Origin of the sequence: Streptomyces sp. NPDC127084, from assembly GCF_042724175.1 — a bacterium.
In the GTDB taxonomy this organism is placed as follows: domain Bacteria; phylum Actinomycetota; class Actinomycetes; order Streptomycetales; family Streptomycetaceae; genus Streptomyces.
On the sequence record NZ_JBHXFA010000039.1, the window covers coordinates 27,403 to 50,796 of the forward strand.

16 protein-coding genes are annotated in these 23,394 nt (G+C 69.5%); 11 read left to right on the top strand and 5 right to left on the bottom strand.

Going from position 1 to position 23,394, the window contains the following annotated elements:
* Positions 1-401: 401 nt before the first annotated feature.
* The 5 genes from ACFWI9_RS12265 to galE all read left to right on the top strand — a co-directional run bounded on the left by ACFWI9_RS12265 (position 402) and on the right by galE (position 6,486).
* Positions 402-1,520 (top strand): DegT/DnrJ/EryC1/StrS family aminotransferase, encoded by a 1,119-nt coding sequence (locus tag ACFWI9_RS12265; protein WP_387161137.1) that lies wholly within the window; start codon positions 402-404, stop codon positions 1,518-1,520.
* Positions 1,517-2,530, top strand: a complete 1,014-nt coding sequence (locus tag ACFWI9_RS12270; protein ID WP_387161139.1) for a Gfo/Idh/MocA family protein — start codon at positions 1,517-1,519, stop codon at positions 2,528-2,530. The genes ACFWI9_RS12265 and ACFWI9_RS12270 overlap by 4 nt, the downstream gene beginning before the upstream one ends.
* Positions 2,527-4,158, top strand: a complete 1,632-nt coding sequence (locus ACFWI9_RS12275; RefSeq protein ID WP_387161140.1) for a glycosyltransferase family 2 protein — start codon at positions 2,527-2,529, stop codon at positions 4,156-4,158. Before ACFWI9_RS12270 ends, ACFWI9_RS12275 begins: the two co-directional genes overlap by 4 nt.
* A complete protein-coding gene (locus tag ACFWI9_RS12280) occupies positions 4,155-5,438 on the top strand; it encodes a nucleotide sugar dehydrogenase (protein ID WP_387161142.1) in 1,284 nt (427 codons plus the stop codon). Before ACFWI9_RS12275 ends, ACFWI9_RS12280 begins: the two co-directional genes overlap by 4 nt.
* 79 nt (positions 5,439-5,517) lie before the next feature.
* On the top strand, positions 5,518-6,486 hold the full coding sequence (gene galE / locus ACFWI9_RS12285) for a UDP-glucose 4-epimerase GalE (RefSeq protein ID WP_387161143.1): 969 nt from the start codon (positions 5,518-5,520) through the stop codon (positions 6,484-6,486).
* Positions 6,487-6,564: 78 nt separating this feature from the next.
* Here galE and ACFWI9_RS12290 read toward each other — a convergent pair whose 3' ends face one another.
* The 5 genes from ACFWI9_RS12290 to ACFWI9_RS12310 form a co-directional block, all read right to left on the bottom strand.
* Positions 6,565-8,700, bottom strand: a complete 2,136-nt coding sequence (locus ACFWI9_RS12290; RefSeq protein WP_387161145.1) for a glycosyltransferase family 1 protein — start codon at positions 8,698-8,700, stop codon at positions 6,565-6,567.
* On the bottom strand, positions 8,697-10,127 hold the full coding sequence (locus ACFWI9_RS12295; RefSeq protein ID WP_387161160.1) for a glycosyltransferase: 1,431 nt from the start codon (positions 10,125-10,127) through the stop codon (positions 8,697-8,699). Before ACFWI9_RS12295 ends, ACFWI9_RS12290 begins: the two co-directional genes overlap by 4 nt.
* 152 nt (positions 10,128-10,279) lie before the next feature.
* Positions 10,280-11,383 (bottom strand): non-hydrolyzing UDP-N-acetylglucosamine 2-epimerase, encoded by a 1,104-nt coding sequence (wecB, locus tag ACFWI9_RS12300; RefSeq protein WP_387161147.1) that lies wholly within the window; start codon positions 11,381-11,383, stop codon positions 10,280-10,282.
* 428 nt (positions 11,384-11,811) lie between these two features.
* Positions 11,812-12,417 (bottom strand): acyltransferase, encoded by a 606-nt coding sequence (locus ACFWI9_RS12305; protein WP_387161148.1) that lies wholly within the window; start codon positions 12,415-12,417, stop codon positions 11,812-11,814.
* A 147-nt stretch (positions 12,418-12,564) separates the two neighbouring features.
* Positions 12,565-14,343 carry a D-glucuronyl C5-epimerase family protein gene (locus ACFWI9_RS12310; protein WP_387161150.1) on the bottom strand — a complete coding sequence of 593 codons (1,779 nt, stop codon included), beginning with the start codon at positions 14,341-14,343 and terminating at the stop codon, positions 12,565-12,567.
* Between the two features lie 477 nt (positions 14,344-14,820).
* Here ACFWI9_RS12310 and rplU point away from each other — a divergent pair, with 477 nt between their 5' ends.
* The 6 genes from rplU to ACFWI9_RS12340 all read left to right on the top strand — a co-directional run bounded on the left by rplU (position 14,821) and on the right by ACFWI9_RS12340 (position 23,267).
* Positions 14,821-15,141, top strand: a complete 321-nt coding sequence (gene rplU / locus ACFWI9_RS12315) for a 50S ribosomal protein L21 (protein WP_338676644.1) — start codon at positions 14,821-14,823, stop codon at positions 15,139-15,141.
* A gap of 14 nt (positions 15,142-15,155) precedes the next feature.
* A complete protein-coding gene (rpmA, locus tag ACFWI9_RS12320; RefSeq protein ID WP_142151933.1) occupies positions 15,156-15,410 on the top strand; it encodes a 50S ribosomal protein L27 in 255 nt (84 codons plus the stop codon).
* A gap of 126 nt (positions 15,411-15,536) precedes the next feature.
* Positions 15,537-16,973, top strand: a complete 1,437-nt coding sequence (gene obgE, locus ACFWI9_RS12325) for a GTPase ObgE (protein WP_387161153.1) — start codon at positions 15,537-15,539, stop codon at positions 16,971-16,973.
* A gap of 195 nt (positions 16,974-17,168) precedes the next feature.
* Entirely contained in the window at positions 17,169-19,244 is a 2,076-nt protein-coding gene (locus tag ACFWI9_RS12330; RefSeq protein WP_387161154.1) for a glycosyltransferase family 4 protein, read from the top strand.
* 200 nt (positions 19,245-19,444) lie between these two features.
* Complete coding sequence (locus ACFWI9_RS12335; protein ID WP_387161156.1) at positions 19,445-20,944, top strand: SDR family NAD(P)-dependent oxidoreductase; 1,500 nt, start codon at positions 19,445-19,447, stop codon at positions 20,942-20,944.
* A gap of 160 nt (positions 20,945-21,104) precedes the next feature.
* Positions 21,105-23,267, top strand: coding sequence for a hypothetical protein (locus tag ACFWI9_RS12340; protein WP_387161157.1), 2,163 nt, complete (start codon positions 21,105-21,107; stop codon positions 23,265-23,267).
* The last annotated feature ends 127 nt before the right edge of the window (positions 23,268-23,394 follow it).

Below are 23,394 nucleotides of genomic sequence, written 5' to 3' on the forward strand. Positions count from 1 at the left end.
GCGGGCCCGGCGCCGCGGGGGGGGGCGCCCCGGCCCCCCCCCCCCTCCACTCCGGGGCGCCCCCCCCTGTTATTCCCGCCCCCCCCCCCCCCCCGGGGGGCCCCCGGGGACGCGGTATTCGTAGCGCAATCGATGCCTGGGGTCGTTAACCGTCCCGGAATTGACTTGAGAATCCCTGATAATGTGACGCCGGTTGCTGCCGTGTCGGGGCCCAGCCCGCAGAATCCCGAAGGAATACGGTCGGTGACCAGTCCGGTTGTACGGACTGACCGGTTCCAAACAATCCTCGGTAGGGCGTCGGCATCATCGTGCCGGGGGGTTCGCGTGGCCCACAGAACGCCCCGCAGGCCCCGTGTCTCTGCCACATAGAGCTCTCGCGGTGTTCAAGGAGGACGTCCCAAATGCCGAGCAGCAACGAGCAGCCCATCCCCGCTGCCCGCCCGGTCATCGGTGAAGACGAGATCGAGGCCGCCGTACGCGTGCTGCGCAGCGGCATGGTCGTGCAGGGGCCTGAGGTCGCCGCGTTCGAGGAGGGCTTCTCGGAGCTCGTACAGGGGCGCCACTGCGTGGCCGTCAACTCCGGTACCTCCGCGCTGCACCTCCTTCTGATGGCCCTGAACATCGGCCCGGGCGACGAGGTGATCGTCCCCTCCTTCTCGTTCGCCGCCTCCGCCAACGCGGTCCGCCTGGTCGGCGCCGACGCCGTGTTCGCGGACATCGACCCGGACACGTACTGCCTGGACCCGGCCGCGGTCGAGGCCGCCATCACCCCCCGCACCGCCGCGATCATGCCGGTCCACCTCTACGGCCACCCGGCCGCGATGGACCGGATCATGGCCATCGCCGACAAGCACAAGCTCGCCGTGGTCGAGGACGCCTGCCAGGCGCACGCCGCCGCCCTGCACGGCACCCCTGTCGGCGCCTTCGGCGCCGGTGGCACCTTCAGCTTCTACCCGACCAAGAACATGCACAGCCTCGAGGGCGGCATGATCTCCACGGCCGACGCCGAGGTCGCCCGCACTCTGCGACTGCTGCGCAACCAGGGCATGGAGCAGCGCTACGCCAACGAGATCGTCGGCACCAACACGCGCATGACGGACGTCAACGCCGCCATCGGCCGCGTGCAGCTGGCCAAGCTGCCGGGCTGGACCGAGCAGCGCATCGCGAACGCCGCTTACCTCTCCGAGCACATCAGCGCGCCGAACGTGGTCACCCCGGTCGTCGCCGAGGGCGCGCGCCACATCTACCACCAGTACACGATCCGGGTCCGCGGGGACCGCGCCGCCGCCATGGCGAAGCTCAGCGAGGCCGGGATCGGCAACGCGGTGTACTACCCCACGCCCATCCACCGGCTGAAGCCGTTCTGGGAGCCGGACCAGAAGGCCGGCCGCACCTGGGACCTGCCGGAGACCGAGCGCGCGGCGGCCGAGGTCGTCTCGCTGCCCGTGCACCCCTCGCTGACCGCGAACGACCTTGAGCGCATCGTCACCGCCGTGAACGCGCTGGGAGAGAACCTGTGACTGCTGCAGGACTGCGGGCCGGGCTGATCGGCCTGGGCTCCATGGGGCGCCACCACGCCCGGGTACTGGCCGGTCTCGACGGCGTCGAGCTGGTCGCCGTCGTGGATCCGATGGGGGACAAGAACGGCTGGGCGCAGGGCGCCCCCGTACTGTCCACCGTCGAGGAGCTGATCGCCCTCGGCATCGACTACGCCGTGGTCGCCTGCCCGACCGCGCTGCACGAGGAAGTCGGCCTGAAGCTGGCCGAGGCCGGGGTCGGCGCGCTGGTCGAGAAGCCGGTCGCGGACACCGTCGAGGGCGCCCGCCGCCTGGTCGAGGCCTTCGAGTCGCGCGGTCTGGTGGCCGGAGTCGGCCATATCGAGCGCTGCAACCCGGCGCTGCGTTCGCTGCGCGCCCGGCTCGAGTCCGGCGAGCTCGGCGACGTCTTCCAGGTCGTCACCCGCCGCCAGGGCCCGTTCCCGCACCGCATCGCCGACGTCGGCGTGGTCAAGGACCTCGCCACCCATGACATCGACCTGACGGCCTGGGTCACCGGCCAGCAGTACACCTCGATCGCGGCGCACACGGTCTCCAAGTCCGGCCGCCCCCACGAGGACATGGTCTCCGCCGTGGGCAAGCTCTCCGACGGCACGATGGTCAGCCACCTCGTCAACTGGCTGAGCCCGCTCAAGGAGCGCTTCACCTCGGTCACCGGCGAGCGCGGCTGCTTCATCGCCGACACCCTCACCGCCGACCTGACGTTCTACTCGAACGCGGCCGTCACCACCGAGTGGGAAGCCCTCCAGGCCTTCCGCGGTGTCTCCGAGGGCGACATGATCCGGTACGCCATCCCGAAGCGCGAGCCGCTGCTGGTGGAGCACGAGCTGTTCCGGGACGCCGTGCTCGGCAAGTCCGGTGACATCTGCACCCTGCGCCAGGGTCTGCGGACCGTCGAGGTCGCCGCCGCGGTCATCGAATCCGCCAACACCGGCACCACGGTGAAGCTGAGTCCGGAGGGCGTGGCCAGTTGACCACCCCCGACGTCACCGTCGTCGTCGCCGTCTACAACACCATGCCTTACCTCACCGAGTGCCTGAACTCCCTGGTGGGGCAGAGCATCGGGGTGGACCGGCTGGAGGTCGTGGCCGTGGACGACGGCTCGACCGACGACAGCGGCCGGGAGCTCGACCGCTTCGCCGAGCGCTACCCCGGCACCGTGAAGGTGATCCACCAGCCGAACTCGGGCGGCCCCGCCGCGCCCAGCAACCGGGCGCTGGAGGTGGCCACCGGCCGTTACGTCTACTTCATCGGCTCCGACGACTACCTCGGCAAAGAGGCGCTGGAGCGGATGGTGGCCTGCGCCGACGAGCACGGCTCCGACGTCGTCGCCGGCAAGATGGTCGGCACCAACGGCCGCTACGTCCACCAGGCGCTCTACAAGAAGAGCGACCCGGACATCAGCCCGTACGACTCGGCGCTGCCGTTCACGCTCGCCAACACCAAGCTGTTCCGGCGCGAGCTGGTCGAGAAGTACGAGCTGCGCTTCCCCGAGGACCTGCCGGTCGGCAGCGACCAGCCGTTCACCATCGAGGCGTGCGTACGGGCGAGGAAGATCTCGGTACTCGCCGACTACACGTACTACTACGCGGTGAAGCGCGGGGACGCGAGCAACATCACCTACCGCGCCGACCATATGGCCCGGCTGCGCTGCACCGCCGAGATCATGAAGTCCACGGCCGGTCTGATCGAGGCCGGCCCCCAGCGTGACGCGGTGTTCAAGCGCCACTTCACCTGGGAGCTGGCCAAGCTGGTCCAGGACGACTTCCCGGCCCTGGACCGCGAGCTCCAGGTGCGGATCTGCGCCGGGATCGCCACACTCGCCGACGAGTACTTCACCGACTCGCTGCGCGACTCGATGGACGTCAAGCGGCGGGTACGGATCGCGCTCGCCCAGCGCGGCGCGGTCACCGAACTGGTCCGCGCCATCGAGGACGAGGCCGAAGCGGGGGCGCCGCCGATACTGCTGGAGCACGGGCGGGCGTATCTGCGCTACCCCGGCTTCCGCGATCCGGCACTCGGCCTGCCGGACCGGCTGTACGAGGTCATCGGCGAGGCTGTGCCCAAGCAGCTCGCCGACGGCACCGGCCTGGTCTCCGCCGCGTGGGAGCAGCAGGGCCAGGAGCTGGCCCTGGTCCTCGCGGTCCGGGTCCCCGTCACGGGGGAGACCGACCACGCCGCGATCCGACTCGCCAACAAGGCCATGCCCAAGAGCGCCGACAAGCCCGGCGCCCGCCGACTGCCCGTAGGCACCGAACTTCCCGCTCTGACAGGCGAGTTGAGCCGCGCCGTGACCGAGGACGGTGCGGGCACGGTGCTCACCGCGCGGATCCCGGTCAAGCCCGCCAGGGCCAAGCTCGGTGTGCGCGCCTATCTGGACGTGGCAGGCTCGACGTACGAGGTCCCGGTGAAGACCCTGGGCCGACCGCTGCCCCTGGCCCGCCGCTGGCGGGAGAAGATCCCGTACCGCATCGCGGCCAACGCGAACGACAAGGGCCGGCTGGTGATCACCACGGCTCCGCTCTGGGAGTCCCTCGCGCCCCGTGAGAGCGGCCGGCTGCGCCACTTGATGTCCCGTGTGAAGAGGAAACTGACCCGATGAATATCTGTGTAGTCGCGCTCGGCAAGATCGGGCTTCCGCTCGCCGTGCAGTTCGCCGCCAAGGGCCACAAGGTCATCGGCGCCGACGTCAACGAGAAGGTCGTGGAGCTGGTCAACGCCGGCACCGAGCCCTTCCCCGGTGAGCACGCCCTGGACGTCAAGCTGAAGCAGGCCGTCGACGCCGGGCTGCTGTCCGCCACCACCGACACCGCCGCGGCCGTCGCACAGTCCGAGGCCGTCGTGGTCGTGGTCCCGCTGTTCGTGGACGCCGAGGGCACTCCGGACTTCGGCTGGATGGACGCCGCCACGCAGGCCATCGCCAAGGGCCTCAAGCCCGGCACCCTGGTCTCGTACGAGACCACGCTGCCGGTCGGCACCACCCGCACCCGCTGGGCCCCGATGCTGGAGCAGGCCTCCGGCCTGACCGCGGGCCGGGACTTCCACCTGGTGTTCTCGCCGGAGCGGGTGCTCACCGGCCGGGTCTTCGCCGACCTGCGCCGCTACCCGAAGCTGGTCGGCGGCATCGACGAGGCCTCCACCAAGCACGGTGTGGAGTTCTACGAGCAGGTGCTCGACTTCGACGAGCGCGCCGACCTGCCGCAGCCGAACGGTGTGTGGGACCTGGGCACCGCCGAGGCCTCGGAACTGGCGAAGCTCGCCGAGACCACGTACCGCGATGTCAACATCGGTCTGGCCAACCAGTTCGCCCGGTTCGCCGACAAGAACGACATCGACGTCAAGAAGGTCATCGAGGCCTGCAACTCGCAGCCCTACAGCCACATCCACCAGCCCGGTATCGCCGTCGGCGGCCACTGCATCCCGATCTACCCGCGGATGTACCTGTGGAACGACCCGGAGGCGACCGTCGTGCGCGCCGCCCGCGAGGCCAACGCCGCGATGCCCGAGTACGCCGTCGACCTGCTGGCCGCCGCCTACGGCGATCTGAAGGACGTCAACGTACTGGTGCTGGGCGCCGCCTACCGCGGTGGCGTCAAGGAGACGGCCTTCTCCGGTGTCTTCGGGACGGTCGAGGCCCTGAAGGCGCGCGGCGCGGTGCCGTTCGTCTCCGACCCCATGTACACCGCCGACGAGCTGACCGCGCACGGCCTCACCCCGCACCAGGGCGAGCAGGTCACCGCCGCGATCCTCCAGGCCGACCACGCCGAGTACCGCGAGCTGGCCGCCTCCGACCTGCCGGACGTCACCGTCCTGGTCGACGGCCGCCGCACCACGGACCCGGCCCGCTGGGAGGGCGTCCGCCGCGTCGTCATCGGCGGCTGAGGGCGGACCCCGTACGCGAAGGACCATGGCCCTGTCCCGTGCGACCGCGGGACAGGGCCCGCTTGCAGAAGGGTTTCCCATGACCTGGTTGATCACCGGCGGCGCCGGATTCATCGGCTCGCATGTGGTGAAGGCGATGACCGAGGGCGGCGAGCGGGTCGTCGTGCTCGACGACCTGAGCACCGGGCGCCCCGAGCGGCTCCCGGCGGGTGTTCCGCTGGAAGTCGGCACGGTCCTCGACCGGAACACCGTGGACCGTGTCCTGCACGAGCACCACATCACCGGGATCGTGCACATCGCGGGCAAGAAGCAGGTGGCCGAGTCCGTCGAGCGGCCGCTGTACTACTACCGTGAGAACGTGGAGGGTCTGCGGGTCCTGCTGGACGCGGCCGTGGCCGCCGGGGTGGGCCGCTTCCTGTTCTCCTCGTCCGCCGCCGTGTACGGCATGCCGGACGTCGACCTCGTCACCGAGCAGACCCCGTGCGCGCCGATCAACCCGTACGGGGAGACCAAGCTTGCCGGGGAGTGGCTGGTCACCGCGGTCGGCAAGGTCCACCCGATGGCCACCGCCTCACTGCGCTACTTCAACGTGGCGGGCGCGGCCACCCCCGAGCTGGGTGACGACGGTGTGTTCAACCTGGTCCCCATGGTCTTCGAGCGCCTCACCGCCGACGAGTCGCCGAGGATCTTCGGTGACGACTACCCGACGCCCGACGGCACCTGCATCCGCGACTACATCCATGTCGAGGACATCGCCTCCGCGCATGTCGCGGCCGCGCGGCGGCTCGCCGCCGACCCGGAAGCCCGGCTGATCCTCAACATCGGCCGGGGCGAGGGCGTCTCGGTCGCGGACATGGTCGGGATCATCCAGGACGTCACCGGTCACACGGACACCAAGCCCGAGGTCACGCCCCGCCGGCCCGGCGACCCGGCCAGGGTGGTCGCCGCCGCCGACCGCATCCGCGAGGAACTCGGCTGGAGTGCGCGCCACGATGTGCGGGAGATGGTCGAGTCGGCCTGGGCGGGCTGGCAGCTGCGCCACCCGTAGCCGAGCAGCATGGAAGAGGGCCCCCGGGACGTGACCCGGGGGCCCTCTTGCATAGGTCTACGGCCTGCCGCTCACCGTTCAGCGCTCGCCGAGGAACAGCTCGTCGAAGTGCTTGCGCACCACGGGCCAGTCCCACACCGACAGCGCGTGCTCGGCCGCGAGCTTGCCTGCGTCACGCCAGCTCTGCTCGGTGGCCGTGGCCTCCAGGATGCGCTTCGCAGCCTCCTCGGGAGAGCCGACCACCCAGCCCTCCGGGTAGAGGGTCCGGGCGCTGTTCGGCTTGCCCGCGTAGAAGGGCCAGTCCCGGGCGACCGGGACCGCGCCGCTCGCGGCACCCTCCATCAGACCGACATGGCAGCCCTCGCGGACCGAGGAGCTGATGATGGTGCCGATCTCGGTGAGCTTCGACGGCACGTCGTCCGTCGGGCCCAACCGGACCACGGCGCCGGACTCCTCCAGCGGGGCGAGCTCCTTCTCGAACTCACGGCGGTACTCGCGGGTCGCCCGGCTGGTCTTGGGGTCCATGTCCCCGCCGACCAGGATCAGCCGGTAGCGCTCGTCGTGCTCGCGGACCCGCTCCAGGACGTCCACGGCCCACTTCGGGTCCTTGGCGACCTGGCTTATGCCGACCAGACCCAGGTTGAAGCGGGCATCGGCCGGCGTCGGCCGGGCGAAGCCGGAGAGGTCCATCGCGTTGTCGATGATGTGGAAGCGGGGCGCCGACTCGCCGCGCAGCTGCGGGACGAGCGACGCGGTCAGGTCCTTGACGTGCGGGGCGACGAAGACGAGGTCGTCGATCCGCGAGAAGTCCGTCATGTGCGGCCAGCGCGTGAACGCCTCGTAGCTGTGCAGCCGCACCACGATCCGGGTGTCGCCCGGGTCGATGGTGGTGAGCATTCCGGCCGGACCGACCGACCAGTCCAGGAAGACCGTGTCGGCCCAGTCGAGGTAGGGGCGCATCAGACGCTCCACCTCTTCCTGGTAGTCACTGGTGCCGCCGGCGAGGCGGTCCTCCAGCATCCGCTTGCCGGCCCAGGAGATCCGCTTCAGATGCTTCGATGCGGCCAGGTCCAGGTAGCGCAGCTCCACGTCGGGGTGGTCCCCGAAGTGCTCCAGGATGTGGTGCAGGAAGTTGTCGTTGGCGCTCGTCGTCACCAGCAGCCGCAGCGGACGGTCCTTGGGCGCGGGTGCCGCCGGGACCTTGCGGCCCTGGGGACGGCTGAGCGCCTGCATCGCCGTGGAGCGGTACAGCGGCTTGACGAAGCCCTCGGCGTCCTTCGCCAGAGGCGAGGTCAGCTGGTCGATGTGCAGCACCCGGTGGAAGTCAAGGAACAGCGCCCGGTCCAGGGCCGCCGCGGCCTTCGCGGTCTTGCCCGCGGCGAACTTCTCGTCCGCGTGGGCGAGCTGGGCCGCGACGGCCTTGCCGAGATCACGCGGGCTGATGCCCTTGGTGATCTCCTTCATCACGGCCTCGTCCATCAGCTGCGCCCTGAGCCCGAGGTCCGGGATCTTGGACGCCGCCGCGACGAGCGCTATGGCCGCGCCGCTGGTACGACCCGCCCACTGCATGCCCTCGGCGACATAACGGGAGGTCGCGGCGCGCACCTTGGTCGGCACACCGGGTGCGGTGACCGCCGTGCGCCACAGTCGGGCACCCACGCTGGAACGCATCACCGGGCGGGCGGTCGCGGTGCGCATCACCGCGGCGGGCAGGCCGTCCACGGATCGGCGCACATCGCGGGCGACGGCCTCCAGCGGAGGAAGTGCCGAACGGCGGGTGACACTGCCGCCCTGGGCCTGGAGACCCTCGACGGCCTTCAGCGCGGGAGCGAGACCGAACATGGCCTCGGCGCTGCGGTTGTACTGGGCGAGCCGCCACACGGTGTACACGGCACCCGGGTCGAGGGCGACCAGGACATCCGCCTTGCGGGCCCGGGCGCGCAGCCAGGCGTCGCCCTTGGACTGCATCCACACCCGCATGCCGAGCGGCGAGGTACGCGCCTTGCGGCGCAGTGCCTGGCTGCGGTGGGCCACACTGCGCGGCAGCTGGTGCAGTCCGGCCACCTCGAGCGCGCCGATCTCCTCGGCGCTGGACTCCAGATGGAAGGTGCCCGCCAGGTGCACACGAGCGCCCTGGGCGTTGAACTTGCGCACCGAGTCGGCGAGCACGCCGAACTGCGGCTTGGCAGTGGCGATGAACAGGACTTCGGTCACGGGGTGGGTCCTCCGGTGACGATCGACTTCTCGGCGAGGGGGTCCTCGTCCCCGGTGCCCGGTGCGGCCGCTCCGGGCGGCCAGCCGGCCTCTACGACAGCGGGCTGCTCAGCCGGGTCCGGGGCGCGCTCGGCCGTGAACCCCGCCACGAGGTTCTGCACGGCGACGGTCATCAGCGCCTCGCGGGTGAACTGGTCGGCGTGCGCCATCGCCTCGGCGTGCACCTCGTCGCTGGTCTCCACCGCCATGTGGGCGGCCTTGACGAACGACTCGGTGAGCCCCGCCTCGTCGATGCCGACGGCACCGGTCCACAGGGGGTGCCCCTGGAGCACGTTCGACGCGTCGTGCTCGACGACATGCGCCGAGACGATGGGCAGGCCTGTGGCCATGTACTCGTACACCTTGCCGGAGGTGACGTAGCGGCCGCCGATCAGGATCAGCACCATCGCGTCCCAGCGGGCGTAGATCGACGCGACCTCGGCCTTGGCGGCGGGGCCGCCGAAGTGGACGCCGTCGGCCTCGGCCTGCTTGAGGATCTCGGTGTGGCGGTTGGCCTCACGGCCCGCGCCGTTGCCGATGTGTCCGCGCACCTCGAAGCGTGCGTTGGCGAGCAGCGGCTCCCGCTCCCGGGCCGCCCGCCAGGCGTTCAGCACCGTCTCCAGGTGCTGCGGGGTGAAGTTCACGGTGCCGAGGTAGCCGAAGACCAGCCCGGACTCCAGGTCCGGTGCGTGGGCGCGGCCCGGTGAGCTGTCGGCGTCGTAGCCGTTGCGCACGACCTGCACCCGGTCGGCGAAGTCGGGGTAGCGCTTGCGGTAGTGCTCGGCGATCGGGTCGTTCACGACCCACAGCGAGACCGCGTGGTCGAGGATCCTGCGCTCCCAGCGACCCTCTTCGGAGTCGGGGCCGAAGGCCTCGACGCCCTCGATGACGTCGATGGACCAGCCGTCGCGGAAGTCGACCGCGTACGGCACCTGCTTCTCCTCCCACAGCTTCCAGGCCGCGGCGAGGTTCACGTACGGGACGCAGCTGGCCAGCAGCAGGTCCGCCGGGTGCTCCTGGTGGATCCGCAGGACGGCCTGCTCCAGGTCGGTGCGCCACTCGCCGAAGTTCGGCTCGGGGAACGGCTTCATCTGGCGGCGGCGGAGCTTGGCGACCCAGCCGTTGGGGTTGAGCGCGCGGGCCTCGTCGTAGAGGCGGATGTCCGTCTCCAGGTCCTCACGTGCGAGCGGCAGCTCGACGATGTTGACCCTGGGGTCGACCTGCTCCAGCAGGGTGAGGTCGATTCCGGAGTCCCGTTCCCAGGACTCCTGGGCGACGGTGACGACGGTGACGTCCCAGCCCACGTTGATGAACTGGTTCGCGGTCTCGCGCATGCGGTACGCCGAGCTCTTGGCGGCCGGCGGGAAACCGATGGCGAGGTAGATCACATGGGGCCGCTTGCCTTCCGTGGGCAGCCCGGACCTGGGAGACGCTGACATAACCGGTGACGCTAGCACGGTGACATGTACGGATTCGGGTCACTCTCGCCACACTCCCCGAGGAACACCCGGGGAGCACGGTGAAGTGGGCCACGTGCCCGTCACGCGTGCCGGCTGCCCCCCTTCCACTGTTCCATGATCCGGACGACGTTCTGCGCCGCACGGCCGTCGCCGTACGGGGTACCCGGGTCACCGGTCGGCACGGCACGGGTCACCGTCGCGGCCAGCTCCTCGGGAGAGAGGAGGTGCGGCTCGGATACGAGGACGTTCCAGCCGGTCTCCACGGTTTCCACCCACTCGGTCTCGGGACGGACCGTGGTGCAGATGCGCTCCAGCAGGAACGCTTCCTTCTGCAGGCCGCCGGAGTCGGTGATCACACCGGTGGAGGCCAGCACGGCGGCCACCAGACCGGCGTACGGCAGCGGGCGGCCGACGTGCACACTGCCCTGCGCCAGGTTGATGCCGTGCGCCTCGGCCCGCGCCACCAGACGGGGGTGGGCCAGCAGTGCCACCGGCACCGGCAGCTTCGCCATCGACTCCAGGATGGCGGTGAGCCGCTCCGGGTCGTCGGTGTTGTCCGGGCGGTGCAGGGTCGCCAGCAGGAACGGCTGCGACGGGTCGATGCCCTCGGGCAGCGCGGGCGCGGGGTGCTGCCCGGCGCGTACGGCGTCCCGGATCTTCAGGCAGATGTCGACCATGACGTCCCCGGCGAGCTGTGCGCGGTCCGCGAGGCCCTCGCCCGCGAGGTGGCGCATCGCCTCCTCGGTGGGGGCGAGCAGCAGGTCGGCGCAGTGATCGGTGAGCACGCGGTTGTGCTCCTCGGGCATCCTGCGGTTGAAGGAACGCAGCCCCGCCTCCAGGTGCGCCACCGGGAGGTGCATCTTCACCGCGGAGAGGGCACCGGCGATCGTGGAGTTGGTGTCGCCGTAGACGAGGACCCAGTCCGGCTTCTCGCGCTCCAGGACCGGGTCGAGCGCGGAGAGCACCGAGCCGGTCTGCACGCCGTGGCTGCCGGACCCGACCCCGAGGTGGACATCAGGGTCCGGGATGCCGAGACCGTCGAAGAAGACGTCGGAGAGGTCGGCGTCGTAGTGCTGTCCCGTGTGCACGATGAAGTGCTCGTGCTCGGTCTCCGCGAACGCCGCCGCGATGGGGGCTAGCTTCACCAATTGAGGACGGGCTCCGACGATGCTGATGACTTTCACTGAGCACTCTTCTTCTTGGTCCAGGACAAAGGAGGGCGTGTCACGGTCTCACACTGGTCGCCATGGTAGGCAATCCACAGCGGCGCCCTGCCGGGCCCGGTAGGACGCACGGGGCGATCCGGGGCGTGGGGCGAGGGCGGTGTGCCATGGTCAGGACACGGGATGGGACGGCGGTGGGCCACCTACCGCACTGTTCGGCAGCCGGATAACGATTGCGTGAATCGCGCTCGTACTTCGACCGAAAACGGGCCATAGGCGAAAGTGCCTGGTTCTGGACCGGTGAGCTTCGTGACCGGATGCGATTGCGATGTGGTCGAGAGTGAGCTGTGGTGAGCGGTTGCGTCACCGAGTACGCCCCGGGCCGGGGCGGGGCGGGCCGCATGCGGGGCTCCGGACCCGCTGCGCACGGTGGCCGGCCGGCCACCGGGTCAGCCGCCGGCACGCTCGGTCAGGACGCCGTCCTTCTCGTCGTAGAGGGAGCCGGTCTGCGGGCACTCCCACACCCCCGGCTCACCGTCGCGCTCGGTCAGCCGCACACCGGCCCGGCCGACCCAGCCGACCTGGCGCGCCGGGACCCCGACGACCAGCGCGAAGTCGGGCACGTCCTTGGTGACGACGGCGCCCGCGGCGACCATGGCCCAGCGGCCGATGCTGATCGGGGCCACACATACCGACCGCGCGCCGATCGAGGCGCCATCGGCGATCTTGACCCCCACGGCCTCCCAGTCGCCGCCGCGCTTCTGCTTGCCCTCCGGGTCCACCGAGCGCGGGTTGTGGTCGTTGGTCAGCACCACGGCGGGGCCGATGAAGACACCGTCACCGAGCTCCGCCGGCTCGTAGACGAGCGCGTAGTTCTGGAGCTTGCAGTTATCGCCCATGCGCACGCCGGAGCCGACATAGGCGCCGCGGCCGATCACGCAGCCCTCGCCGAGGCGGGCGCCGTCGCGGATCTGTGCGAGATCCCACACGCTGCTGCCGGCGCCGATCTCGGCGCTCTCGTCGACCTGGGCGCTGGGCTGGACCCTGTAGTTCACTTCGCTGCCTTGCCTTCCGGTGTCTGGCCTACCAGCGAGCATACGGGGCGCCCGCCGCCAGCCGATCGGTGAGATCGACAGACGGCAGACGCCCCGTATGCCTCATATGCCGCGTATGGAGATATGCGTCCGCGTATCCGCGGGTGATCAGGCGCCGTCGGTGGTCACCTGGTTCGCGGGGACCCATCGGCCGGCGAACTCACCCGCGGAGATCCGGCACATCGGCCGGCCGTTGACCACGGACCGCCGGTCGAACTTCGCGGTCTTCGATGTGTCGTACCGCATCGTCTTCATGGTGCCGGCAACCCCGTCGGCACCGAACTTGAACAGCGTGACGTCGGTGCCGGTGCGGAAGGTCAGGGTGCGCTCGACCCGGTAGCCGACCGCGAGGTGCTCCCCGCGCAGGAAGACGTTCGGCCATGACTCGCCGATCCACATGCCCTTGTAGGTGCCCGCGCTGATCCGGTACCAGATGCCCGCGCCCTGGATGCGGCGCCGCTTGTCGACGGGTGCCTGGGTGGCCCTGCCGAAGGTGACCTTCTTCCGGCTGAGGATCTTGTCCCGGCCGGCGCCCGTCTTCTCGTTCTCGTACCAGTCGCCGGTGGCGTTCGTGTCCACTGTGTACAGGGTGTGCGTGCCCTTGGCGATCGCGATCGTCGCGCCCGCCTTCACGGCGGGGCTCGGGAAGTCGTCGATCAGCTGGTCCATCTGGTTGGCGAACCGGACGCTGTTGGTGTGCCAGTGCAGCTGCTGCCACAGAGTGATGTGGTGATGGTGGTACGTGTTCGCCGGGATGCGGTGGGCCTGGCAGTAGTACGAGAACCAGCGCGGATTGCGCAGCAGGGAGAAGTAGCGCGCGATCGTGGTGCAGCAGCCGTCGTAGAGCTTCTCCGCCAGCTCGCTCCTGGTCAGCTGGTAGTAGTCCCAGAGACCGAACATCGCGAAGATCATGCCGTTGTAGGTGAAGTCACCCGTGCCCGGTGTCTTGAACGGGTACTCGTGGATCCACACGTAGCCCGCACGATCCTTGGCCACGACCCAGGGGTATGCGTTGTCGGCACGCAGCAGCGAAGCGAAGGCACCGTCGGCCGCGCCCTTGTAGAGGGTGCGCTCCCCCTCGGATATCCCCTCGAGCTGGGCGAGCTGGGCGAAGAGGCTGATCGCCTCGCCCTGGGCCATACCGGAGTACCAGGGGGCCTTGTAGGAGACACCGCTGTGGGTGTGGTGCGAGTAGTCCCAGGGGTACGGGAAGTACCAGGCGCCCCGGGTTTCGACCCGCTTCTCGATCAGCCGGTCGGCCTGCGCCTTGGCGCGCTTGAGGAAGAGCGCCTTGCGGGTGGGGTCGGTCTCGGTGCGGTAGCTGGCTATGCAGCCGAGTCCGAACTGGATCTGGCCCACGGGGTGGTCGTATCCGACGGAGCTGTACCCGCCGGAAGGCTTCTTCGGGTACTTCATGTACACACCCTGGGAGTTCAGGTGGTACTCGCCCGTCGAAGGGGACACGTTCGCCCACAGGGTGGGGCGGTTCCGCCACGGCCGCAGTGCCTCCGGCAGATCCTCCACCATCTTGAAGCCGTCGCGGTTGAACGAGAACGGCAGGGCGGTCGGTATGTCCTTCTCGACGGCCCGGGCGTCCGGACTGGTGTCCGCGTACGGAATCCGCCGCGCCGGATTGATGGTGGCCGTGCCGTCTTCGAGGGGGTCCGGGAGAGGAGGCAGCGGGATGCCCTCGGCCGGGGTCTGGGGCAGGCTCAGCGCGAGCGACCTCGGCATATTCGCGAACAGATCGGGTGCAGGCTGCTCGAAGACCCCCGTCGCCATGGCGGTGAACGCGCCGCCACCGGCCACCGCGACCCCCGCCGCGCCGCCGCCCGCCAGCCGCATGAACCGTCTGCGGCCGACGTCGGCACGCCTCTTTCCAGCCATGACTGCAAAACCCCCCGTGGGAATGACTTGGTGATGGCTGTGGATCGTAGGTGAAAATCGGGCGCGCCCGTGAATTTTATGTGCAAGATCACCCACAAGAACGTGCCGGAATTGTCGTGGAGTTGGCGTGTGTGGGATGCGGCGCGACTCGGGTGCGTTCCGGCGGGGGTCGGCGTCGCCGGGTGGCGGTGGGGCACGGGGCGTCACGGCACGGCGGGTGACCGATATCGCCCTGTGAGGGCTGGCGGCGTGGGCCGGGCCGAGAGGATGGGGTGGCCGGACCCCCGGTTTGACCCCTTAAACCCGGCCCCGTAACCTTGACCCTCGGCGTGTTTCCATGCGCGCCGGCTTCTGAGCACCTCCCTCCCGACCTCGGGTCGGGAGAGGCCGTCCATCCACTCCGGACAGTCCCGGGCCCCGGCCCGTGCGGGCGGCTGGCATCAGGGGTTCCCGTGAGCGAGTGAGAGTGAGATCCGCGTGTACGCCATCGTGCGCAGCGGTGGTCGCCAGCACAAGGTTGCTGTCGGCGACATCGTTGAGGTTGACAAGATTTCCACTGCCAAGGTTGGCGACACGGTCGAGCTCTCGACCCTGCTCGTTGTCGACGGCGAGGCCGTGACCAGCGACCCGTGGGTGCTGGCCGGCATCAAGGTCACGGCCGAGGTCGTGGACCACCACAAGGGCGCGAAGATCGACATCCTTCGCTACAAGAACAAGACCGGCTACCGCCGTCGTCAGGGCCACCGCCAGCAGTACACGGCGATCAAGGTCACGGCGATCCCCACGGCTGCGAAGTAAGGGACTGAGGAGAGATGGCACACAAGAAGGGCGCATCGTCCACCCGGAACGGTCGCGACTCCAACGCTCAGCGGCTCGGCGTGAAGCGCTTCGGCGGTCAGGTCGTCAACGCCGGTGAGATCCTGGTCCGTCAGCGCGGCACCCACTTCCACCCGGGCTCGGGTGTCGGCCGTGGCGGCGACGACACGCTGTTCGCGCTCCAGGCCGGTGCGGTCGAGTTCGGCACGTTCCGTGGCCGCAAGGTCGTGAACATCGTTCCGGTCGCCTGATCCAGGCCCCGTAGAACGAACTCTTTCGCGAGGGCGGACCTCTCTTCCCCTACGGGAAGAGGGTCCGCCTTTCGCGTGTTACGCAGTAGACATTCCGCACGTATTTTCCGTACTGGAGGCACCACCATGACCACCTTCGTGGACCGCGTCGAGCTGCATGTCGCCGCGGGTAACGGAGGCCACGGCTGTGCCTCCGTGCACCGGGAGAAGTTCAAACCGCTCGGCGGCCCCGACGGGGGCAACGGCGGGCGCGGCGGCGATGTGATCCTCACCGTCGACCAGTCCGTGACCACGCTGCTCGACTACCACCACTCGCCGCACCGCAAGGCCACCAACGGCAAGCCCGGAGAGGGCGGCAACCGCTCCGGCAAGGACGGCCAGGACCTGGTGCTGCCCGTGCCGGACGGCACGGTCATCCTGGACAGGCAGGGCAATGTGCTCGCCGACCTGGTCGGACACGGCACGACCTACGTCGCGGCCGAGGGCGGCCGCGGCGGCCTCGGGAACGCCGCCCTCGCCTCCGCCCGCCGCAAGGCGCCCGGCTTCGCGCTGCTCGGCGAGCCGGGGGACGCCGGTGACATCGTGCTGGAGCTCAAGACCGTCGCCGACGTGGCGCTGGTCGGCTACCCGAGTGCGGGCAAGTCGTCCCTGATCTCGGTGCTGTCCGCCGCCAAGCCCAAGATCGCCGACTACCCCTTCACCACCCTGGTGCCGAACCTGGGCGTGGTGACCGCCGGCTCCACCGTCTACACCATCGCCGATGTCCCGGGTCTCATTCCCGGCGCCAGTCAGGGCCGGGGCCTCGGGCTCGAGTTCCTGCGGCACGTCGAGCGCTGCTCCGTGCTCGTGCACGTGCTGGACACGGCGACCCTGGAGTCCGACCGCGATCCGGTCTCCGATCTCGATGTCATCGAGGAGGAGCTGAAGCAGTACGGTGGGCTGGACGACCGTCCCCGGATCGTGGTCCTCAACAAGATCGACATTCCGGACGGGCAGGACCTCGCGGACATGATCCGCCCGGACCTGGAGGAGCGCGGCTATCGCGTCTTCGAGGTGTCGGCGGTGGCGCGCACCGGGCTGAAGGAGCTGTCCTTCGCGCTGGCCGACATCGTCGCGAAGGCGCGCGCGGCCAAGCCCAAGGAGGAGGCGACCCGGATCGTCATCCGCCCGAAGGCGGTCGACGACGCGGGTTTCAGGGTGGTCCAGGAGGAGGACGGGCTCTTCCGGGTGCGCGGCGAGAAGCCGGAGCGCTGGGTCCGCCAGACCGACTTCAACAACGACGAGGCCGTCGGCTACCTTTCGGACCGCCTGAACCGCCTGGGTGTCGAGGAAGCGCTGATGAAGGCCGGCGCCCGGGCCGGCGACGGCGTGGCGATCGGCCCCGAGGACAACGCGGTCGTCTTCGACTGGGAGCCCACGATGATGGCGGGTGCCGAGATGCTCGGCCGCCGCGGCGAGGACCATCGCTTCGAGGCACCGCGGCCCGCGGCCCAGCGCCGCAAGGACCGCGATGCCGAGCGGGACGAGGCGGAGCGCGCGTTCGACGACTTCGATCCGTTCTAGGCGGCACCGGCCAGGACTTGGCACCGGTCGGCACCACGCGGTACCGGCCGGTGCCGGCTTGTCCCAGCCGGTTCCGGCCGGAAACAGCAGATCTGTTCGGAATCCGTACGAGGAGCAACCTGTCGCCCCTAATCCCCGTCTTGTCGTCGGGGGTTGAGGTGACAGGGGCCTCAACGGAAACCGAACGGGGCGTTGATGAAGGTCTCCTTCCTCATCCATACGATTTACGGCATCGGCGGCACCATCCGCACCACGCTCAACCTGGCGGAAGAGCTCGCGGGGCGGCACGAGGTGGAGATCGTCTCGGTCTTCCGGCACCGGGACGAGCCGCTCTTCGCGATCGACCCCCGTATCAGCGTCGTACCGCTCATCGACACCCGGCCCAAGTCGCCCACGAACGAGCTGAAGCATCCGCTCGCGCTCCGGCCCGCCGGGTGCTTCCCCGCCCACGAGGCGCGGTTCAAGGAGTACAGCGAGCTCTCCGACCAGCGAGTGCGCGACCACTACGCCGGCTCCGATGCCGATGTGGTCATCGGCACCCGGCCTGGACTGGTCGCCTATGCCGCCCAGTTCGCGCCTGGGAGCGCCGTGCTCATCGGCCAGGAGCACATGACGCACAACCACCACAAGTCCGAGCTGCGCGCCGAACTGAAGCCCTATCTCGCCGCCATGGACGCGTTCGTGACCGTGTCGGAGGGCGACGCGGCGGTGTGGCGGGAGCGTATGCCGCTGCCCGGCACAAGAGTGCTGGCCATTCCCAACAGCGTGCCCGAGCCCATGGTCGCCCCCTCCGATCTGCGCGGCACCACCGTCGTGGCGGCCGGGCGGCTCGCCTCCGAGAAGCAGTACGACGTGCTGATCGAGGCGTTCGGCAAGGTGGTCGCCGCGCGCCCGGAGTGGACCCTGCGGATCTGCGGCTGGGGCAAGCAGAAGGAGCGCCTGCGCAGGCGCATCGACGCCCTGGGCCTCTACAACCACATTCAGCTCATGGGCCCGCGCTCGCCGATCGAGCCGGAGTGGGTCAAGGGCGCCATCGCCGTGTCTACCTCACGCCATGAGTCCTTCGGCATGACCCTGGTCGAGGCGATGCGCTGCGGGCTGCCTGTGGTGAGCACCGACTGCGACTACGGGCCCCGGGAGATCATCGCCGACGGTGTGGACGGATTCCTCGTCCCCGTCGGTGACACCGATGCCATCGCCGCGGCTCTTCTGCGACTCATCGACAACGAGGACCTGCGCCGGCGGATGGGCGCCGCAGCGCTCTCCCATGCACGCCGCTTCGACCCAGGACCGGTCGCCAAGCAGTACGAGGAACTGTTCGCGGATCTGGGCGCGGGCTCCAGGGACCGGGATTCCGCGGGGCAGGCGGGGGTGACCCCCGCCCCGGCCGGCCCGGGCGGCAGCGAGGAGCCGGACACCGCCGGCGCCCCATGCGTCGACTGCGTCACCGAGGAGTCGGGGGCGATCACGGTGACCCTGCTCGGACAGCGGGCCGGCGCCGGCGCCCTGCTCTGCGTCCACCCCGACCCCTCTGTACCCGACCGGACCTTCCCTTTCGACGAGCGTGGCAGTGCCGCCATCCCCGCGGACCACGACTTCGCGGAGGGGATCTGGACCTGCCACATCTCAGAGTCGGGGGCTGGCGGACAGCACGCTCCCCTGGTGACCCGCGCCGTCGACCAGCGCGGAGCGATGCGCGCCGCGGACCGGCTCCGCCCCGGTGCTCCGGTGGGCGCGCTCGTCCCCTATGTGCGTCACGGCGGACTCACCCTGCGTTCCTGGGTGCGGCCGGTCCACGCCGAGTCGGGCACGGTCAATGTCACTGAACGCGACATCACTGTTTCCGGGCGTTTGCTGGGCGAGGCGCAACTCACCGGTGATCCAGTCCTGGTACTGCGCCGCCGCGGCAAGAGCCCCGGCGAGCTGGAGTTCCGCGGCGCCCGCGTCGGCACCGACGGTTTCCGCTCCACCGTTCCGCTTGCCGCGCTCACCCGTATCCAGGCCGAAGCCCACGACGTCTGGGACCTGTGGTTGCGTTACGCCCCCGGTGCCGGGCTTGCGAGGATCGGCAGGTTGCTGGACGACGTGGTGGAGAAGGGCCCGGTCCACCCGTATCCCGCGGTCGAACTGCTCAAGCCCCGCCCGCTCGCACGGCTGCGCGCGGTGCTGCGGCGACTGCGTCGCAGGGCGCGGGACATGGTGGTGGTGAAGATCTTCTTCAGTGCGGGAAACGAACTCGTGATGAACGTCGTCGACAAAACGGCGAAGTGACGAGGTAACGCAGTGAGACCGCGGACGGGTGTGGCATCAGTCACGCGGTCCGCCGCCCACATCCCCGCAAATCCCCCTGGCCACAGGGGGAACACAGGGTTCCGGGACAGTGTGGGGCGCACAGTGCGCGCCTTGCGAGACCGTCACGCAGAGTGCGACCATCACACCGTCCCCCCATCAACGCAAGGTAGAGGTCGTCTGTGTCCGTGCCACATGAAGCCAAGACCCGCACCACCGCTGTCGTGCTGGCCGGAGGTACCGGGCAGCGGGTGGGCCTTGCGATCCCGAAGCAGCTGCTGAAGATCGCGGGCAAGGCCGTCATCGAGCACACCCTCACGATCTTCGAGCAGGCGGAGGCCATCGACGAGGTGATCGTGCTGATGGCGCCGGGTTTTGTCCCCGATGTGGAGAAGATCGTCGCCAAGGCGGGACTCACCAAGGTCCGCCGGATCATCGAGGGCGGCGCCACCCGTAACGAGACCACCGAGCGGGCCATCGCCGCCCTCGGCGAGGGCCTCGCGGAGGGTGAGGACGCCAATGTCCTCTTCCATGACGCGGTGCGTCCGCTTCTGTCACAGCGAGTGATCGCGGACTGTGTGCAGGCCCTCGACCGGTACCAGGCCGTGGACGTCGCCATCCCCTCCGCGGACACCATCATCGTGACCCGCACCCATGGCGAGGACGGCGAGTTCATCACGGACGTCCCGGACCGGTCCCGCCTTCGGCGCGGCCAGACCCCGCAGGCGTTCAAGCTTTCCACGATCCGCAAGGCCTACGAGATCGCCGCGGGCGACCCCAACTTCCAGGCCACGGACGACTGCAGCGTCGTGCTCAGGTATCTGCCCGACGTGCCGATCTATGTCGTCGCGGGTGACGAGTACAACATGAAGGTGACCCAGCCGGTCGACGTCTTCATCGCGGACAAGCTCTTCCAGCTCGCTTCGACCGCCGCTCCGCGCCAGGCTGACGAGGCCGCTTACCGGGAGCTCCTGGCGGGCAAGACCCTGGTCGTCTTCGGCGGCTCGTACGGCATCGGTGCCGACATCGCGGCGCTCGCCGAGCAGTACGGCGCCAACGTCTACGCTCTCGGCCGCTCCACCACCGGCACCCATGTCGAGAACCCGGAGCATGTGGACGACGCGCTGTCCCGCGCCTACGCCGAGAGCGGCCGGGTCGACTACGTCATCAACACCGCAGGCGTCCTGCGCATCGGCAAGCTCGCCGAGACCGACAACGCGACCATCCAGGAAGCACTGAACGTCAATTACCTGGCGCCTGTCCAGATTGCACGTGCGTCATACAAGTATCTTGTCGAGACCAAGGGGCAACTGCTCCTGTACACCTCTTCCAGCTACACCAGGGGCCGCGCCGAGTACAGCCTTTACTCGTCCACGAAGGCCGCAATGGTGAATCTGACCCAGGCCCTCGCCGACGAATGGGCGGCTGAGGGAATCCGTGTGAATTGCGTCAACCCGGAGCGCACCGCGACGCCCATGCGTACCAAGGCGTTCGGTCAGGAACCGGCGGGCTCGCTGCTGTCCTCCGAGGCCGTGGCCCGGACCTCGCTGGACGTTCTGCTGTCCGAAATGACCGGGCATGTCATCGACGTACGGCAGCAGGATCCGACCCGCGAGGCCAGTGAGGCCAGCGGGTTCGAGCAGGCTCTGGCGTCTGTGCTCGACCGTCAGGAAGATGTGTAATAATCCACCGCTATCGCCGCTAAGATCGTTAGTCGCTCATCGGGCCTCTGAATTGCCTCGGCTTAGCGCTTAGGCGATACGGGGGCCCGATCGCGTGAAGCACTGCCTTCACAAAATCCTGCGATTGTGAACCACCGGCAGTTTTGGAGGCAGGTTCTTCGTGATTTCGACCGCCATTCGCCTGGCACGAGTAGGCAGCCGATCAGAGCTGGTCGCTGCCGTGCTCATGCCGCTCGGTTATCTCTGCGTGCTGAGTGCCGCGCTGATCCCGAACCTCTGGATGTTCGCGGTGTCCGCCGCGGTGACCTACACGGCCGACTGGTATCTGCACCAGCGCGGTAGCTATCTGGTCAACCGGCTGAGCAAGGTCAGGGCGGGTCTGCCGATCCGCTTCCTGCTCCGCCAGCTGCTGCTGATCCTGCTGCTCGCCCGCCTCGGCCTCGCCGAGCAGCCGCTGTTCTACGCCGCGGTCGCCTGCTTCCTGCTCTTCTACGGCCTCCAGGCGCCGCAGGGTGCTCTGACCACCCTCATCAAGCTGCGCCGCACGATGCCGGTCGTCACCCGCAATGTCGACCTCAACGCCGTGCGCATCCCGGACGCCCCGCCGCGTGCCCTGCTGCGCCGTTCCGGCGAGAAGATGCTGCACCTCGACATCCCGGCCATGACCTGCATGATCATCGCCGCCGCCACCGGTCACTACCTGGTGGGGTACATCGGCGTCGCGATCACCATCGGCCTCGGCCTGGTCTACACCGCCGCTCTGGTGCCCTATCTGCGCCGTGGCCGCAGGGTGCCTTCCGTGCCCGCTGTGCTCAAGGCCGTCCAGAAGTGGCTGGGCGAGTACCAGCCCACGGTCGCGCTGTACTTCTCCGGCTCGGACGAGTCCGCCTACCAGGTCAACATGTGGCTGGAGACCATGGAGCAGCTGGAGGGGCGGCCGATCATCATCATGCGTGAGCGGGGCCTCGTCAGGAAGCTCAACGAGACCTCCGTGCCCGTGCTGTGCGTCCCCGGCGGGCAGCACCTCATGGCGATGAAGCTGGACACGATCCGAGTCACGCTCTACCCGGCGAACGTCGGCAAGAACATCCACATGCTGCGGGTGCCGACCATGAAGCACGTCTTCATCGGCCACGGCGACAGCGACAAGCTCGCCAGCGTCAACCCGTACTCCAAGGTGTACGACGAGGTCTGGACCGCCGGCCGGGCGGGCCGCGACCGCTATGCCCTCGCCGACGTCGGTGTCCGCGACGAGGACATCGTCGAGGTGGGCCGTCCCCAGCTCGCGCCCATCGAGACCGCCGGGGCCGCCGGCAGGAACCCCATCCCTACCGTTCTCTACGCCCCGACCTGGGAGGGCTGGGACAACAACCCCGGCAACACCTCCCTGCTGCTCGCGGGGGAGAACATCGTCCGCCGGCTGCTGGAGGCCGAGCGGCCGGTGCGCCTCATCTACAAGCCGCACCCCTTCACCGGCATCCGCAACAAGAAGGCCCTGGTCATCCATCAGCGGATCATGACGATGGTGAGGAACGCCGCCGCCGAGCGCGCCACCGACCCCCGCTGGACGCAGCAGGCCGCCGCCGCGCAGCCCGCGCAGGACGCCGCGCGCGCCGAGCTGACCCGTATCGAGGCCAGGCTCGCCGAACTGGCCAAGCCCGGCCGTGCCGGCGGCGACGAGGCCGAGGTGTCCCGGGTGTCCCTCGCCGACCCCCAGCGCCTGGCCGAGGCCAAGACCCTGCGGGAGCAGTGGAACGACGCGTACTGGCGCACCACCGGCTGGTGGGAGCACCTGGTGGTGACCGGCTCGCAGCCCAAGCTCTACGACTGCTTCAACGAGTCCGACGCCATGGTCTCCGACATCTCCAGCGTCGTCTCCGACTTCATCGCCAGCGGCAAGCCGTACGCGGTGACGGACTCCGCCGAGCTGGGTGCCGAGGAGTTCAAGCGGCAGAACACCGCCGTACGCGCCGCGGTCATCCTCTCCAACAGCGCGGTGGAACTCGACCAGATGCTGGCCGCGGTGTCCGATCCGGCAGCCGACCCACTGGCCGATGCGCGCGCCGATCTGAAGAAGTACCTGCTCGGGCCCGACGAGCCCACGTCGATCGAGCAGTTCGACGCCGCGGTGCAGGCCCTGGCGGCCAAGGCCGAAGCGCGCAACACCGGTGTGGCACAGCGCATCGGCACCCAGGCCATCGGCGAGCTCGACCGGGAGTCCGACACCGAGAACAGTGCGGAGACCGGCGCGGCGGCCGGCGGCGCCGAGGACAAGGGCAGGGAGACCGACGACGCGGAGGCCACCACGTCGCTGGCCGGCTGAGCCACCGGGGCACCACTCCGTGACACGGCCCGTGGGTGCGGCCCCCACCCCGGGGGGGACAACCGCCCGGTCCAGAGCCGAGACCGCCCGGCGGCGGGGGGGGGGCCGCGATCTCGGGTGGGGTTAA

Bases quoted from the DNA above. Each gene is read 5' to 3' on its own strand.
- ACFWI9_RS12265 (WP_387161137.1), top strand. From the start codon at position 402: ATGCCGAGCAGCAACGAGCAGCCCATCCCCGCTGCCCGCCCGGTCATC.
- ACFWI9_RS12280 (WP_387161142.1), top strand. From the start codon at position 4,155: ATGAATATCTGTGTAGTCGCGCTCGGCAAGATCGGGCTTCCGCTCGCC.
- galE (WP_387161143.1), top strand. From the start codon at position 5,518: ATGACCTGGTTGATCACCGGCGGCGCCGGATTCATCGGCTCGCATGTG.
- ACFWI9_RS12310 (WP_387161150.1), bottom strand. From the start codon at position 14,343: ATGGCTGGAAAGAGGCGTGCCGACGTCGGCCGCAGACGGTTCATGCGG.
- rpmA (WP_142151933.1), top strand. From the start codon at position 15,156: ATGGCACACAAGAAGGGCGCATCGTCCACCCGGAACGGTCGCGACTCC.
- obgE (WP_387161153.1), top strand. From the start codon at position 15,537: ATGACCACCTTCGTGGACCGCGTCGAGCTGCATGTCGCCGCGGGTAAC.
- ACFWI9_RS12330 (WP_387161154.1), top strand. From the start codon at position 17,169: ATGAAGGTCTCCTTCCTCATCCATACGATTTACGGCATCGGCGGCACC.